The following is a 15,251-nucleotide window of genomic DNA, read 5'->3' as shown; positions in this document are numbered from 1 at the left end:
GTTGAAAAGACGATCGGCAGATGTCGTGGTTGCAGGACATATTTGTCTGGATATCATTCCGGCCATTCATGGGAAGAAGAATGGAATCGATGAGTTTCTTGTGCCAGGTAAACTAGTTGAAATCGGAACAGCACTGATCGCCACCGGTGGGGCGGTCTCTAACACGGGTCTTGCGTTGCATAGACTTGGTCTTCAAGTCAATCTGATGGGTAAAGTCGGAGACGACTTATTCGGGCAGGCCATCTTGGAGAACTTACGGGGATATGGAGAGCATCTAACGGAAGGGATGATCGTTTCTCCAGATGAGCAAAGCTCGTACACCATCGTCATTAGTCCGCCTGGGGTGGACCGTATTTTCCTCCATTGTACGGGAGCGAATGACACCTTTCAGGCGAGTGACGTGGATTTGGCAAGCCTAGAAGACGTTAGGTTGTTTCATTTCGGCTATCCGCCTCTGATGCGAAACATGTATGAGCATCAAGGTGACGATCTTGTCCGACTTCTATCAGGCGTCAAAGCGAGAGGATTGACGGTATCCCTTGATTTGGCGAAGCCTGATCCTTCAACGGCGGCAGGACGCGCCGATTGGAGAAGGATACTGGAGAAAACGCTTCCATTCGTGGATGTATTTTTACCCAGCTTTGAAGAAATTCTGTATATGCTGAAGCCAGACCGCTACCGTCAGATACAGCTTGAACAGGGTACGGAGGAGTTGTTACCGTATGCGGATGGTTCGCTGTTGTCGCAGCTTGCCGATGAATTGCTAGAAATGGGAGCGGCCGTAGTCGCTCTGAAGCTTGGAGAGTTCGGATTATATATGAAGACGTCATCCAACCCGAGTCGACTTCTCTCCATGGGAACTTGTGCGCCCATCGAAAAGATGATCAAGAACTGGCTCGGGAAAGAGCTGCTTGCACCTTGCTTCCAAGTAAACGCGGTTGGAACAACGGGAGCGGGGGACTGCACGATTGCCGGATTTTTGGCGGGGCTCCTGAAAGGGCTGACGGTTGAAGAGGTTCTGATCGGTGCAGTAGGCGTTGGGGCTTGCAATGTGGAGAAAGCAGACGCTGTAAGCGGTGTACCTGTCTGGCGTGATGTACAAGATCGAATTAAGCTTGGATGGCCTCAACGGACCGGAACGATCCCTCTTTCAGGCTGGAGTTGGAACGAATCACTCTGTTTATGGGAGTACATAAATAACACTGAAGGGAGATAGATCGATGACACTAAGAAGAAGCGATGTGAGAAAGGCCCAGACGGAAACAGCAACGCTATTTCGTCAGGCGGGAATCGTGCTTACACCGGAAGAACAGGATGCTATTGAAGTCGCTGGATTCGGTCTAGGCGACTTGGCCAATCAAGGGCTTGAGCTCATTACCTATGTGAACACAGATCGGTACTGTGCCAAAGAGCTTGTGCTTTTCCCAAGGCAAACATGCCCAGAGCATCTGCACCCACCTGTAGAGGGCGTGCCTGGCAAGATGGAAACATTCCGCTGTCGCTGGGGGAAGGTGTTGTTATACGTAGAGGGCGAATCTACGCCGAACATGCAAGCCGTAATACCAGCGGGAAGTGAACCTTTCTACACCGTTTTCCACGAAATTGAATTACTGCCTGGAGAGCAATATACGATTCAGCCGGAAACCAAGCATTGGTTTCAAGGGGGGCCGGATGGCGCCATCGTATCGGAGTTTTCGAGCACTAGCCGTGATGAGTTCGATATTTTCACAGATCCGAACATTGTCAGAATGCCAGTAATCGTGGAGGATTAGACGATGCAGTTATATGGCCGAGACTGGACAAGACGGGAGCTGGAGGTGCGGGTCGGCCATCTGGGGCAGATTGGCGGGATCCGGCGGATGAAGCTGACGGAAGGCAAAGAAGCGGGGGTCGAACTGATTCGCGTTCGGACAGGGGCTGGGCTTGCTTTCGACATCGTCCCTTCCAAAGGGCTTGATATTTCATTAACGGAGCTATGGGGAGTGCCTATTTCCTGGCAATCACCTAATGGCGACGTGTCACCTGCGTATTATGAGCCGGAAGGAACTGGATGGCTGCGCACGGCGTCAGGCGGGCTTCTCATGACTTGCGGGCTTACACATGTCGGATCGCCAAGTGTGGCTGAGACTGGTAGTTACGGATTGCATGGACGAGCACATCATACGCCGGCAAGACAAGTTAACACTCGGGAAGAGTGGATAGGTGACCAGTTGGAATGGCAGGTGTCCGGAATTGTGGAGGAGACCTCCATTTTCGGGGCCAGACTACGGATGCATCGCACCCTATCCGGCCGGCTTGGTGAGAATCGTATAACGATTGATGACCGGGTCGAAAATATGGGGTTTACCGCAAGCCCACATATGTTGCTCTATCATTTTAACTTTGGTTTTCCGCTGCTCGGGGAACAAACGACCATTCAATTCCCTCCTGCGGACATTGAACCTCGGGAAGCTGGCTTGTCGACTGAAAACTGTGAGAACTGGGAGAGGCCTGATCCTGCGGCTTCCGAAGGCGTGTATTATCATCATCTTAGTCATCTTGCCTCGGATGCTGCTGGTATGGCCGAAGTGCAAATTCATAATCGATCATTTCCAAGCGGTGGCGTCTTACGTCCCGTAACAGCCAAACTGCGCTGGTCGGCAGACACACTGCCCATGTTGGTACAATGGCGTATGCCTGGGGCAGGCGAACATGTCTTAGGACTCGAGCCAGCTAATTGTAAAGTGGAAGGACGCGCGGCAGAACAGGAACGAGGCGGACCTCGTATGCTCGCCCCTGGCGAATCCGTGCTTTACCGGTTGGAATTGATCTTATAAAATGAATACAGATTAGTTTTACATGTCGTGAAAAACTCGGCGGGAGGCCGTTCGTATATGCAGATTGGAATGAATAGCGGATTCAATGCGAGACAGCAGCAGATCCTGGAGCGGATTACCTGTGATGGGGAAGTTAAGATCACCGATTTGAAGGATACGTTCCAAGTAACGGAGATGACGATCAGGCGTGATCTGGAGAAGCTGGAGGAAGCGGGTTTAATTAAGAGGACGTTTGGCGGAGCCATTCTCGTTGGGAAAGATGTGGCTTTGCTGGAACGTTCCGGCGTATTTATGGAGGAGAAGATGAGGATCGGACGTGCCGCTGCGGAGCGAGTCCGTCCAGGCGATTCCATATTTATTGACGGCGGAACGACTACACAGCAAATTGCCCGGTATTTGCCTCCAGGCATGAACATTACCGTCGTGACGAACGCTCTGAATGTGGCCAATGAGCTTTCGGGCAAACACATTCCAACGCTAATGACAGGTGGTATGCTGCTTGAGGCCACATCTTCATTGATCGGTCCAGTAGCTGTTCAAACGCTGCAGGGGATGGCGTTCAATCGTGTTTTCCTAGGTGCGACCGGCGTTAGCATTGAGCATGGCTTTAGCAATTCAAACATTTATGAAGCAGAAATGAAACGACTCGCCATCAAGCAGTCACAAGAAACGAACGTCGTTTTGGATCATTCCAAATTCGGGGCTAAAGTGCTTTTTTCGTTTGCGCCGTTATTAGGCGTGCACCGGATACTGACGGATCGCCTGCCGGAAAATGAGTTGGTCCAGGCCTGTGAAGATGCAAACGTCCAGATAGAAGTTGCTTATTAATCAGTGTGCGCAGGACAGTATGTCAGCAAGGAGATAAATATGAACATCCATTACGAGATCATTTCAGACGAAAATATCGCGTGTATTAAGGGTTTATGCAATGAATTAATGGCTTATCAAAAATCAAAGGCCTATATACACCCAGAGTTGTTCGATAACATGAGCTTTGAAACGAGAATGATACCATCCGTTAAAAATGCGAGAGCTAATTATATAGTAGCCGCCAAAGATGGTAACGAAATCGTTGGTTATGTGTACAGCAATATTTCGCTGAAGGAGACATATGCAAATGAATTTGCTACTTTTTTTGACCTTGATACTGTAAAAAATGAGGCCGTAGGCTGTCTTTCTCAGTTTTATATAAAAGAAGGTTATCGTAGTGCTGGTATTGGCTCTGTTTTATTCGAAAAGTCCATGGATTGGCTACATTCCTTTGACTCGATAAGCGATCTGTTCATCTTTGTATCCAATGGAAACGATGCTGCGTTAAAGTTTTATCAAGGCAAGGGGTTCCGAATAAGTCATCAAATCCTCGATGGGTTTATTACCGTGTTGAGAAATAAGTAAGCATGCCTACATAGTTTGTTGCTTCGCTTTAAGTTGATTTTTCCGCAGAAGCGGGTTTAACAACACAACGCCTACCATCAGCAAACCACCACTCCAAACATACACCGTCAACAATGACGTTGTATCCTTCAAGTAACCTGATAAGGCCATTCCCACAAGCATCATCCCCATGAAAATCGGTGTAATCGCACCGCCAACTCGCCCCATAAACGGCCCTTCCGTGTTACGCATAATGAGGGTTTGAATCCCGACATGAATACAGGGATAAAACAATCCACTTACAATCTGTAGGATCAGCGTCACGGATACGAGGGTGGAGGCTCCGACCCCAATGGTACAAACAGCACTGACAAGTAAACCAGTTGCAAGCAAAAATTGCGGTTTAACCTTCTTCGCAATCCCCATAATGACAGCCCCGCCGATAAGCATTGCGGCCCCATTCGCCATCAGAAACCATTGTAGAGATTGTTTACTTAATCCTAGTTTCTCGATGGCTATGAATATCGCGAGTGGTTGAACAAGACCCGCGGCTAATCCAGTAACTCCGAAAGTGAGGCTTAGCGTTCTGAGCGCACTGTTGGATTGCACATATCGTAAGCCGGCAATTAGCTCCTTCAAGAAGTTTGTGGTTCCTGAAGAGGCTTCTTCGATCTCGTCTTTCGGGAGGAAAGTAAGCACTAGGGATGATCCGAAGAACATCACACCCGTGAGGATAAGAGAAGCTTCGATACCGTAGTTCAGATAGATGAACGTACCGACCACAGGGCCCAAAACCATGAAAATGGCAACGAGAGACTGAGACATGGCCATAACACCTTGGAGGTGCTCCGCGGGTACATTCTTTTTATAGAGCTTCATGGCGGAAGGCTGTGAGAATTGCGATAAACTTGCAGAAATGAACGTCCCGATTAGCAAAGCATACCAAGAGCCAGTTAACAGGGTAAGTAATACAAGGAACACCGTTACAGCGGATAAAAGATCACTCCAAACCATAGTCCGCTTCGGCTGCCAGCGATCGGCGAACGTGCCGCCAATAAAGGCGAAGATGAAAATAGGTGCCGTCTCTACAATGGAAATCAAGGATACATACTGTGGATTATTGTGTGTAATGTCCGAGATATAGAGGAGAATAGCGAAATTCCGGATCCAAATGCCTAGCTGCAGAAGCACACGGGATAGGAGAATGGTTCGAACATAGCGATTGGTTAACAAAGGTCTCATTCCTTTCGATTAAATTTACTAAATTACTAATTTACTAAGTTAGTAAAATAACACCCAAATCATAGCCCACACGACAGAAGGAAGTCAATATGATTTTGATTATTTCCAAGACTTGTATCCGCGTGGGCATGAAAAAACGGCTGCCATGGAGGCAGCCGTTTCAAGTAAGAACACAGATTATTTGCGGTGAATCTTACGCACCGCAAAGAGATATACAATCGTGGGAACCGGGGCTTGAATGATGCCCCAAATGCCCCAAAACCAAGGGTGACGGGCACCGTGCTTGCGGGAATCCATATACAGCCATGAGCTTTGTATAAGCATGATTAATGCAAGACCAATCCATGCCCAGAGGGGTAATAGATCGAATTTGGATTCAGTTGTTGTCATGAGAAGCCACCTGCTTTCTTAAGATGAGCCAAGCTAGCGGAATCAGTATCGCCGCAGCTTGGATGGAGAGGAAGGCAACAGGCTGAGCCGTTACCGTCAGATAAAACACATAAAACAAGCACATCGCGCTGATCCATAGGATAGCCAAATCACGCATCAGTCTGGATTTCCGCTTACTTTGCGTCGCGGAAATATGCTGATCAAACCAAGCTGCACTCGGGGTTGGCACATGGATGGCAGCATCGAGCAGGTCCAGCCCGTCGCGCAGTTGACGAGCGACGTCCTCGTCTGTTTGCGTTTGGCTCGCTCGATGTGGCTCGCTTCCATCCAGCACCCTGCTGTGCCCTTCGCTTAACTCCCCTGTCTCGCACTGCTGCTTTTGCGAATCTTCGTCCAATCTACTTCAGCTCCTTCCGTAGTTGTTTCAGTGCATTGTGCACTCTTGATTTCACAGTGCCCTCTGCAAGGGAGAGCATGCCGCCAATTTCTTCGTAGGTGTACCCATAGTAATGCTTGAGAATGAGCGGGATGCGACTCTCCCGCGGCATCTCGGCTAAGGCGTCTAACACCTCCGGCCAAGCGTCATCCGTATGATGCGCTGTCTGCCATTGCAGCTGGCGCAAGGTTTGCTGCTGTTCTTTCTCCTGCCACTTGCGCTCCCAAAGGCGGCGTCTCCCCTGATCGATCATCAACCGTGTAGCGATGGTGATTAACCAGGACGAGAACTTCGAAGTCCCGTTGTAGAGCTTTATTTTTTCGATACATCGGGCCATCGTTTCTTGCGTGAGATCCTCCGCTTGGGAGGGATTCAGCGTGATTTTGACCAAATATTTATACACAAACGCATAATGCTGCTGAAGAAGCTTAGACAGAGCCGCGGTGTCGCCTAACATGGCCTGACGAATGAATTCATTCTCTTCCAAGTGATTGAACATCCTCTCTGCCTGGTTTCATAGATAGTACGAACAGCTCGAGAAGATCGTTCACAGCTACACGAAAAAATTTGTAGAATGATTTATTAGCTTACCACCGCAGTGCTCAGACATGTATAATGACAGCAGGTAAGTCCATATGAATGAGATGACTAATGGAGGACAACATATGAAACAAGGTATCTATGCAAGAGCGGGTCTATCCCCTGAAGAGCTGGCGGAAATTCGAGCCCTGTGGGAAATATGTAATGCGCACGAAAGTATCGAAATTAAACTAAACTGGGGTACTTTATCCAGCCGTCCTGCCCTCGTGACCAATGATTTCGTTTATTACGAGAATGACCGAATTGTTGGCTTTCTGGCGATCTACAGCTTCCTCTCCACCGAAGTGGAAATCAGCGGTATGGTGCATCCGGAGGCGCGGCGCCGAGGGATTTTCAAGCAACTTGTTGAAACGGCTATAGAGGCGTGCAGACAAAGAGAGGTGCCTAAGCTTATTTTCATCAATGAGCGTGGTTCGGAAAGCGGGAAGGCTTTTTTGACCAAGCTGGGCGCGGGTTACTCTTTTTCGGAGTATGTGATGGATTTAAAAGAGCAGGTTATCCCGCCTGTTTCCATGCAAACACAGCTATTTATTCGCTTAGCGGACAGTTCCGATACGGAGCTACTCGTAAAATTGAATATGTCAGGCTTCGACATGACAGAAGTGGATACACGCGAGTATGTGAACCAAACCATCACAGGTGACAAGGAACGGACGTGGATTGCGGAGTTAGGTGAAGGTGAAGAACCTATTGGAAAACTTGGTGCGATGGTGGAGCCAGGTCTTAGTGGATTTATTTATGGCTTTTGTGTGCTGCCTAGCTTTAGGGGCAAGGGCTATGGTCGTCAGATTTTAAGCCAAACGATTACGGCACTTAAAGAACGAGATCATGCGGAGCATATCAAGCTGGAAGTGTCCGTGGAGAATGAGAAGGCGCTCGGCCTGTATGAATCCTGTGGATTTGCGACGAGAAACGCTAACGACTATTACGTGCTACTCCTCGGTTAAAATAAAAGGATAGATCAGCAGATCGCTCTGCTGTCTATCCTTTTTTGCTATTTGAAGGGAGACTAACTTCATGCCCGTCACTCGAACCAACCACGCTGGCAACCCCCAGCCACCCAACCAACGAACCGCTTACTTGTCCTTGCACCACGCTGGCACCCCTAGGCCCCCAACGAACGAACCGCTTACTTGTCCTTGCATCACGCTGGCAAGCCCCAACCATCCAACCAACAACCGCTTACTTGCCCTCCCACCAAGCCGCCCTGCCGAGTCTAACTGGAAAACCTCCATCTATTTTCGCCGATTTAGCTCGAATTGCACGATTAGATGGAAAACTTACAGTTAAAATCCGTGGAATCAGCCATGACAGCATAAAGCGGGTCAAATTAACTGGAGGAAATCCAGTTGTTTTATCCTTTGTGAGAAAAGTTGCAGAATTAGCTGTAGTTTATACAGTTAGTGACGCGACGGATCAATGGAGAGGTGGTGGAGAGAAGAGTTTAAGCAAATCTGTTAATGATAAATGAGTTCAGATGATGCACTAATAATTGTTCCCGTATTCAGTCCTGCACAAATGTCCTTCATTGAGCCAGGTTTGTCAAAATTGAACACATGAATCGGTACATGGTAATCCCGCGCCAGAATAAAGGCGGATTGATCCATTACCTTCAGATTGTGTTGAATGACATCATTGTAATGGAGGGATTTGTACTGGAGTGCCCCCTGATGGTGCTTCGGATCTTTGTCAAAGACGCCGTCCACACCTTGCTTAGCAACGAGAATGGCATCGCAATTCACTTCAATGGCACGTTGTACGGAAGGGTAATCCGTCGTAACGAAAGGCTGCCCATTTCCACCGGCGAAAATGACGATGTATCCTTTTTCCAAGTGATGAATGGCTCGTAAACGGATGAAAGGCTCCGCCACAGAAGCGATCGGAATCGCTGTCATTACGCGTACCTCTGCCTTTGTCTTCGCTTTCAATACACCACGCAGCATCAAGCTGTTAATGACGGTCGCGAGTGTCCCAATGTTATCAGCCTCAGCTTTCTCGATGCCCCAGCTTTCACCCATATTACCGCGGAAAATATTTCCCCCACCAATCACAAGACACACTTCAACGCCCAAATTCACGACAGTCATAATTTCATTGGCGATATGATCTAGCTGTGTAGGATCGAAGCCGAATGAGTTGTCGCCTGCTACAGCCCCGCCACTAAGTTTAATGAGGACTCGTTTGTACCGTAAAGCCATTTCATATCCCCTCTCTCTGATGAGAATGCCTGTACGATAGGTTATGTCTGACTAGGTTGTGTAAGTGCGGTCCCCATGGATGCTTGCAAAAAAACACTAAAGCCTTAAATGCTCTAGTGTTTGCTGTGTCTGCTTCCTCTGGTTAGAAGTAATTGTACATGAATTAGGAAGGATTATGCAATTTCTGCGGAACCCGCATATGGACGATAAGGCCAATGATAACAAGGATCAATAAGGAGCCGAGAGCGACACGGCTTGCTAAGTTGCCTGACGAGGCCAATGCCCACGTGATGGAGCCGTAAAGCGCAGGTCCGACAATGGACGACACTTTCCCGGAGAAGGCAAACAGACCGAAGAACTGGCCACGCTTTTCTTCCGGTGTTAGCTGCACGATCAATGTACGGGACGTCACCCACATAGCGCCCATCGAGACGCCATATAGGCTGCCGGCTACCCAGAAGATACTCTGACTCGTGGCAAGAGCGGCGAGGGAGATGGCGACAATGAGAATAAGTGCGACGATGGTTACGGCCTTCTTAGGTCCAATGCTGCGGGTGACATACCCGAAGAGGAAGGAGCCGATAACGCTGCTGACCGTGGACACGAGATAGAGTAGAATGAACTGCCCCGTAGAGAAGCCCATGACTGTATTTGCATAAATGGCCATAACGGCAATCGCTGTGGCAATCGCATCGTTAAAGAAGAAGTAGGCGATCATGAACGTGAAAGCTGCCTGGTATTTTCGAGCTTCCTTGAACGTCATCCAGATCTCGCGATAGCCGCTAAGTAACGATTTGTTGCTAGCCACAGGTTTCTGACGTTTCTCTTTGTACAGGAACATAATCGGCAGTGAGAAGATGAGGAACATGACAGCACTCGGGATGAAGGTACTCTCGAAGTGATTATCATGAACGAACAAGAAAGCAACAAGGCCGACAAGCGTGCCTACATAACCAACCGCTACACCAAACCCCGAGATCAACGGGATTTCACGTTCGTTGCCTAGATCGGAAATCATGGAATCATAGAAGACTAAGCTGGAGTTATAGAAAAATTTAGCAATCATAAAGAATACAATAACACCGAGAATCGATGTGTTGAGTCCTAACCATTCTTGATCTGTCTCCCATAGTGCCGATGCCCCCATAAGAAGCGTTGCGATGATCGCAATCAGTGTGAAGGGGACGAGATAGGCTTTCTTTTTGCCTGTGCGATCAATCCAGACGCCGAATAAGGGAGATAGGAGCACTAAGAAGAAGCTGGATAACGCATTGGAGTAAGTGATGAAAGTACTTGCAATCTGGTTCATTTCCTCGCTGCTGCCTAAGGTTTCTTTTAAGTAAAAAGGATAGAACACAGTCACGATATTGGAAGAAAAAATGGTATTTGCAAAATCATACATCGCCCATGCGAAAATCGGCAGGGAGAAAAACAACGCCCAAACACTTCGTCCTTGCAATGGTTTGGAAGCTGATTCAAGCTTCGCCATGAGGGCACACCCTTTCTCTTCACTTACCTCTATTACTCTAATATATTGGCGATTCTGTAGGGAAATCCCTCTTCTTTACAACAATAATAAAATCTCCCCTGCCTAAGATAGGAAGGGGAGATTAATGAAGGATTATTTGTCCGATTGGGGCTTAATGAGATCAACCTCAATCATATCTTGATTCTCTTGCATTTTCAGCACATTAATGCCGTTGCGTTCTAAGGTAGTGGAGAGTGTTTCTTTGTTTTGGGCTGGGAAAACATAAGCTAAGCTGCTTTTATTATCGAGCAAGCGTTTCGCCACCTGAACGAGGCGTTCCATCGTGAACGGCTTCTTTAGATATTTCTCAATCTCTTTTTCATGATAATCATGAGGCGGATCAAGCGCTGTCGAAACAATAACCGGTGTCTGGGCGTGTACAGGGTGCTTGTACAGATCTGCGATGAAATCCCAGCCTGTTTTCTCACCCTCGAGATGAATGTCTACGATGAACAGAATGGGGCCTTCGCCCTCACAGCGACGCAGTGCGATCATACCTTCCTCAGCGGAACGCAGTTGGATAGATGGCAGACTCAGCTTGTGCAAAGCAACTTGAATTAATTTGGCCAAGTTATCATCATCTTCAAAAATAACAATCTTCCCGTCTAAGCCAGAAATCTCATATTGGTCAAGTTCAATTCGGAACGTGGTGCCATGTCCCATCTCAGATGTATAGGAGATGTGACCGCCATGTCCTTCAACGATTTCTTTCACAATGGCTAGTCCGAGGCCTGTGCCACCAATCTGACGGCGGTCGGAGTTGTCGACACGGAAAAACTTCGAAAACATATGTGCATTGGCATCCTGAGGAATGCCTAGTCCGTAATCTTGAATAGCAATCGTGACTTTTCCTTCGTGAGCTGTCAGGTGAATCTCGATGTGATCTGCCGCCGGCGAGTATTTAATAGCATTGCTAATGAGGTTATCAAATACTTGGCGAATACGATCGAAATCTGCCCGCACCCATAGCTCTGGTTCTTGCTGATGAATGACAATCTTATGAAGCTGCTTATCCTGCCATTGCTCTGCAATATCGGTGACGATGGATTGCAAATGAATGGGAGAGAAGTTGTACGATTGACGGCCAGACTCCATCCGTTGCAGATCCAAGAAGTCATTAATTAAATTCGATAGTCGCTGTGCTTCGTTATAAATGGTTTCCATGTAGCGTTTCTGCTTCTCTTGCGGAAGATCACGATGCAGTAAAATCTCGATAAAGCCAAGCACGCTGGCAAGCGGAGTACGCAGCTCGTGGGAAACAATAGAGATAAATTCATTTTTCATCTCATCTACACGCTCTTCTTCCGTACGATCACGGAAAACGAAGAGGTACCCTTGCTGCTCGGTGCCTTCACTAACGACCGTAGCGTAAAGCTCCGCATGTTGAAGCTGCTCATCCTGCTGGAAGCTAAAGCGCTGCGTCAAATGAGACAACGAGCGATCAATCAAGGCCTCGATGGAGGCTGCTACCCCATGGAAGCTTGGGGATGTGGCTCCGATGTCATAGCTGCAGGCAACTAAGTTCTGACCGATACGTTCGTTAAGTCCGAAATACTGATTCATACGATGGTTAGAGAACAGAATCGTGCCCTGCGAATCACACATCATCATGCCCTCGTGGGCGGATTCCAAAATATTTTGAATGAGATCGTGCTGTCCTTCTAATAGCTGCTTCTCCGCAGTGAGTTGATCATTTAGTTTGGCTAGGCTTTCCGCCTGCTGCAGCTTCTCATCGTTCACGAGCTGTGCATAGAAGGCTAGTCCGAATTGACGTACTAATCCTTTGGTCAGACGCTGATTATCATCTTGATAGAGTGAGCTTTGATAACTCGTTAGTAAAAGAAAGCCAATGACTTCTTGCTTATCATCCGTGAGCGGAATGTAATGGTCGATGGCTCGTAATACTCCGCTGTGTATACCTTGCTCATTACCCGTTACATCACGGGGATGTGTGAGCGAGATTCCTTCATCGAATACACGTCTGGCCGGGCCGAAAAGTTCACTGACGGAAGCTTGAATCTGTCCTTTAGGGTAACCAATGGAATGAATAACTTCATAGGAGATAGGTCCATCCTCTGTGCGATTTTCGAGGACTACCAAGGCAGCATCATGGGCTAGTGAATTTAATAGAGCAGGCAACGTATGCTTCAAGAAATCAGTTAACTTCACATAGCCAGTGAGCTTCTCTTGATAGGAGGAGATAAGTTCCAAATCCCGTTCGCGTTCAGACAGCTTAGCCAGCGTGATCTGCTGCTCCTCTTGCTGGGCAATAATTTCCTCGTTCTGGGATTCCAGACTTTCCGCCATATAGCGGTAGGTTTCCTCGCTCTTACGAAGTTCTTTCTCCGCTTGGTAGGAGCGCAATGAGATGATTATGGACATACCTCCTGCAAGAAGAGCGATTACGAAGCCGACAATTGTGATCAAACGGGAGGTTTGACCTGCTTGTTGAGAAGCCTCATAGGCTGTAGAGGTTATCTGTTCGATATTGTTTTCGATACTCGTATGAATGACACGGTAGCGATCCATCAGCGTTTTACCGCCAGTGACACGGGCTTTCGCTTCTTCAACTTTACCGGCACGGAATAATTCCAAGGTCGTATCATAATACTTTTGCAAATTGGTAATGGCAGGTATCGCTTGGGTATCAATAATGATTTGTAAGGTTGGATATTTTTTGCCGTAGGTCGAAAGCGTGTTTAAATCAGCAGCGACCTGCTCTCTTCCCGTGCTGTAAGGTTCAAGAAACTGTTCACTTCCACCTAATTGGTAACCGCGGAGACCCGTCTCCTGATTGATTAAGCTAGTCAATAAACTATTAGCCGTCGTCAGAATCGGAATAGCCTGATTCACGATCGCATTGTTCTCTTTCTCCATATTTCGAGAAGCCATATAGTTGGATACACTGACGAAAGCTAGCAAAACGACAATTAAAATAACATATAACATGGAGATTCGTGATCTCGTGAAGGTTTTCATCGCAATCGGTCACCTGACTTTTAATAGAATAAAGAACATATAGAAATTCGACAAAGCTCAACAAATTCCTCTAAAAAAAGTCGTGTCATGTTTTCTGTCATCACAGATTGCGGAAAGTGGCGTTGTCGTTTAAAATATGAGTCAATGATCAATGGAATGTCAACTCATATGACATGATAGAATTTCTAAGAAGGAGGCGCACTGTGCAGGTGAAAAACATCAAGATTCCGCCACGTCATGAAGTACGACCCTATTTTCAACCCATTATCTCTTTACAGAGTCAACGTATAATCGGATATGAGACACTGGGGAGACGGGTTCGTGAAAGCAGCGTGGAAAGCTTAGGTCCCTTTTTCAAAGATCCTGACATTACCGAGGACATGCATCTAATGATCGATCGGCATTTGAGAGAGCAGGCCATAGAACGAATAGCTGCTGAATCGGACGAGAGTGAGCTATTTATTAACTTAAAACCCTCTTGGATTTATAGAACCTACAAACGCACAGGTGTCTTACCCACGATTGAATTGTTGAAGAAATACCAGATAAATCCCTCGCGAATCGTTATTGAAATCACGGAGGAGGAATTTACAGGTAAGCTCCAGGAGCTGACATGGATCGTTGAGCTTTATCGTGAATTTGGCTGTACCATTGCCATTGATGATGTGGGCAGTGGTTTTAGTAATTTCGATCGCATTGCGAGCTTGCAGCCGAAGATCTTGAAGGTTGACCTGAATATTTTGAAAAAGAGTATCGTTCACGACGGTTACAAAGCAGTTATGCAATCCTTTTCCATCGTTTCAGCTCAAATTGGTGCCTCACTGCTTGTGGAGGGCGTCGAAACTAAGCAGGAGCTGCGCAGCGCTTTGCAGGTGGGAGCGAGATATGTTCAAGGCTTTTTATTCTCAAAAGCAGAGCCAGACTTACAGCGACCGGATGCGTACAAGGCCATGCTGGAGGAAGAAATTAAATCGTTCGGTGAGGACGAGTTTCAGCGATATCATCGCTTGCTGAGTGTGCATCAAAAGCTGGATACACTCATCCATTCGTCCGTTCACATCTCGAATGCAGAGGATGCCGACACTGTGATTGAACAAATCATCGGTAATGTCACGGACAATTGTATCCGCATGTACATTTGCCAGGGAGATGGCTATCAGATCTCCTCCAACTACGCCCGTACAGAGGAAGGCTGGGGCAAAGATGAGAGTTATCGCCAAGCGAACTGGACCTGGCGGCCTTATTTCATCTCAAATATTCTGATGATGAACCTGCAAAAACAAGGCATTCTCTCCCAAGCCTATACCGACTTGGATACCTCACGACAGATTCAGACTTACTCGTGTGCGATAGGTGAGGGATATTATTTGTTTTTGGATTTGGTGATATGAGTGAGGAAGCGCACAAGAGCGAGAATACTCAGCACGACTCGCCGAGAGCAAATAGCTGAAAAAAGTACAGTTAAATCAAGCGTTCAAGACGAAATGAAACGGTTAAATGTAAAATATACAGTTAATATTGAGTAACTGGCAACATTTATTCATAATCGATAAAATTGGATGTAGTTTGTACAGTTAAACGGGATATTTAGCTGAAAAGAGCAGAAATAACTGGAGTTTATACAGTTAACTTATTGATTTGGCTTGTTGGTGGGCGAGGTTGGGTAGACGGTTGAAGGTAAATAGTAG

General features: G+C 47.2%; 14 protein-coding genes. 7 read left to right on the top strand and 7 right to left on the bottom strand.

Going from position 1 to position 15,251, the window contains the following annotated elements; all coding sequences use genetic code 11:
* Position 1: 1 nt before the first annotated feature.
* From AC58QG_RS24550 to AC58QG_RS24530, 5 genes are read left to right on the top strand one after another with little or no spacing between them, the layout of a single operon-like run.
* Positions 2–1,216: a carbohydrate kinase family protein gene (locus tag AC58QG_RS24550; RefSeq protein ID WP_497364739.1), complete on the top strand. Its 1,215-nt coding sequence runs from the start codon at positions 2–4 to the stop codon at positions 1,214–1,216.
* Between the two features lie 4 nt (positions 1,217–1,220).
* The gene (locus AC58QG_RS24545; protein ID WP_497364738.1) at positions 1,221–1,772 is read left to right on the top strand and encodes a D-lyxose/D-mannose family sugar isomerase; all 552 of its coding nucleotides are present in this window, start codon (positions 1,221–1,223) and stop codon (positions 1,770–1,772) included.
* Positions 1,773–1,775: 3 nt separating this feature from the next.
* Positions 1,776–2,816, top strand: coding sequence for a DUF4432 family protein (locus AC58QG_RS24540; RefSeq protein WP_497364737.1), 1,041 nt, complete (start codon positions 1,776–1,778; stop codon positions 2,814–2,816).
* Positions 2,817–2,873: 57 nt separating this feature from the next.
* Complete coding sequence (locus tag AC58QG_RS24535; RefSeq protein ID WP_497364736.1) at positions 2,874–3,644, top strand: DeoR/GlpR family DNA-binding transcription regulator; 771 nt, start codon at positions 2,874–2,876, stop codon at positions 3,642–3,644.
* A 39-nt stretch (positions 3,645–3,683) separates the two neighbouring features.
* Entirely contained in the window at positions 3,684–4,211 is a 528-nt protein-coding gene (locus tag AC58QG_RS24530) for a GNAT family N-acetyltransferase (protein ID WP_497364735.1), read from the top strand.
* A gap of 6 nt (positions 4,212–4,217) precedes the next feature.
* Here the strand turns inward: AC58QG_RS24530 and AC58QG_RS24525 are convergent, their stop codons facing one another.
* The 4 genes from AC58QG_RS24525 to sigY all read right to left on the bottom strand — a co-directional run bounded on the left by AC58QG_RS24525 (position 4,218) and on the right by sigY (position 6,745).
* Positions 4,218–5,423, bottom strand: a complete 1,206-nt coding sequence (locus AC58QG_RS24525) for an MFS transporter (protein WP_497364734.1) — start codon at positions 5,421–5,423, stop codon at positions 4,218–4,220.
* Positions 5,424–5,609: 186 nt separating this feature from the next.
* Positions 5,610–5,822, bottom strand: a complete 213-nt coding sequence (locus AC58QG_RS24520; protein ID WP_497364733.1) for a sigmaY antisigma factor component — start codon at positions 5,820–5,822, stop codon at positions 5,610–5,612.
* Positions 5,809–6,219, bottom strand: a complete 411-nt coding sequence (locus AC58QG_RS24515) for a YxlC family protein (protein ID WP_497364732.1) — start codon at positions 6,217–6,219, stop codon at positions 5,809–5,811. The genes AC58QG_RS24520 and AC58QG_RS24515 overlap by 14 nt, the downstream gene beginning before the upstream one ends.
* A 1-nt stretch (position 6,220) precedes the next feature.
* A complete protein-coding gene (gene sigY / locus AC58QG_RS24510) occupies positions 6,221–6,745 on the bottom strand; it encodes an RNA polymerase sigma factor SigY (protein ID WP_497364731.1) in 525 nt (174 codons plus the stop codon).
* Positions 6,746–6,923: 178 nt separating this feature from the next.
* Between sigY and AC58QG_RS24505 the strand changes: the two genes are divergently transcribed.
* Positions 6,924–7,805 (top strand): GNAT family N-acetyltransferase, encoded by an 882-nt coding sequence (locus tag AC58QG_RS24505; protein WP_497364730.1) that lies wholly within the window; start codon positions 6,924–6,926, stop codon positions 7,803–7,805.
* A gap of 510 nt (positions 7,806–8,315) precedes the next feature.
* Here the strand turns inward: AC58QG_RS24505 and pyrH are convergent.
* The 3 genes from pyrH to AC58QG_RS24490 all read right to left on the bottom strand — a co-directional run bounded on the left by pyrH (position 8,316) and on the right by AC58QG_RS24490 (position 13,563).
* On the bottom strand, positions 8,316–9,056 hold the full coding sequence (pyrH, locus tag AC58QG_RS24500) for a UMP kinase (protein ID WP_497364729.1): 741 nt from the start codon (positions 9,054–9,056) through the stop codon (positions 8,316–8,318).
* Between the two features lie 163 nt (positions 9,057–9,219).
* Positions 9,220–10,545: an MFS transporter gene (locus AC58QG_RS24495; protein ID WP_497364728.1), complete on the bottom strand. Its 1,326-nt coding sequence runs from the start codon at positions 10,543–10,545 to the stop codon at positions 9,220–9,222.
* Between the two features lie 132 nt (positions 10,546–10,677).
* Complete coding sequence (locus tag AC58QG_RS24490; RefSeq protein WP_497364727.1) at positions 10,678–13,563, bottom strand: ATP-binding protein; 2,886 nt, start codon at positions 13,561–13,563, stop codon at positions 10,678–10,680.
* Between the two features lie 209 nt (positions 13,564–13,772).
* Between AC58QG_RS24490 and AC58QG_RS24485 the strand changes: the two genes are divergently transcribed.
* Complete coding sequence (locus tag AC58QG_RS24485) at positions 13,773–14,954, top strand: EAL domain-containing protein (protein WP_497364726.1); 1,182 nt, start codon at positions 13,773–13,775, stop codon at positions 14,952–14,954.
* Positions 14,955–15,251: the final 297 nt, after the last annotated feature.

Source organism: Paenibacillus sp. J22P169, from assembly GCF_059691995.1.
This window is presented reverse-complemented; position numbering and strand designations above follow the sequence as displayed.

What these genes read in the sequence shown, in the direction of transcription:
- AC58QG_RS24545 (WP_497364738.1), top strand. Translation starts at nt 1,221, where the DNA reads ATGACACTAAGAAGAAGCGATGTGAGAAAGGCCCAGACGGAAACAGCA.
- AC58QG_RS24540 (WP_497364737.1), top strand. Translation starts at nt 1,776, where the DNA reads ATGCAGTTATATGGCCGAGACTGGACAAGACGGGAGCTGGAGGTGCGG.
- AC58QG_RS24535 (WP_497364736.1), top strand. Translation starts at nt 2,874, where the DNA reads ATGCAGATTGGAATGAATAGCGGATTCAATGCGAGACAGCAGCAGATC.
- AC58QG_RS24530 (WP_497364735.1), top strand. Translation starts at nt 3,684, where the DNA reads ATGAACATCCATTACGAGATCATTTCAGACGAAAATATCGCGTGTATT.
- AC58QG_RS24520 (WP_497364733.1), bottom strand. Translation starts at nt 5,822, where the DNA reads ATGACAACAACTGAATCCAAATTCGATCTATTACCCCTCTGGGCATGG.
- AC58QG_RS24505 (WP_497364730.1), top strand. Translation starts at nt 6,924, where the DNA reads ATGAAACAAGGTATCTATGCAAGAGCGGGTCTATCCCCTGAAGAGCTG.
- pyrH (WP_497364729.1), bottom strand. Translation starts at nt 9,056, where the DNA reads ATGGCTTTACGGTACAAACGAGTCCTCATTAAACTTAGTGGCGGGGCT.
- AC58QG_RS24495 (WP_497364728.1), bottom strand. Translation starts at nt 10,545, where the DNA reads ATGGCGAAGCTTGAATCAGCTTCCAAACCATTGCAAGGACGAAGTGTT.
- AC58QG_RS24490 (WP_497364727.1), bottom strand. Translation starts at nt 13,563, where the DNA reads ATGAAAACCTTCACGAGATCACGAATCTCCATGTTATATGTTATTTTA.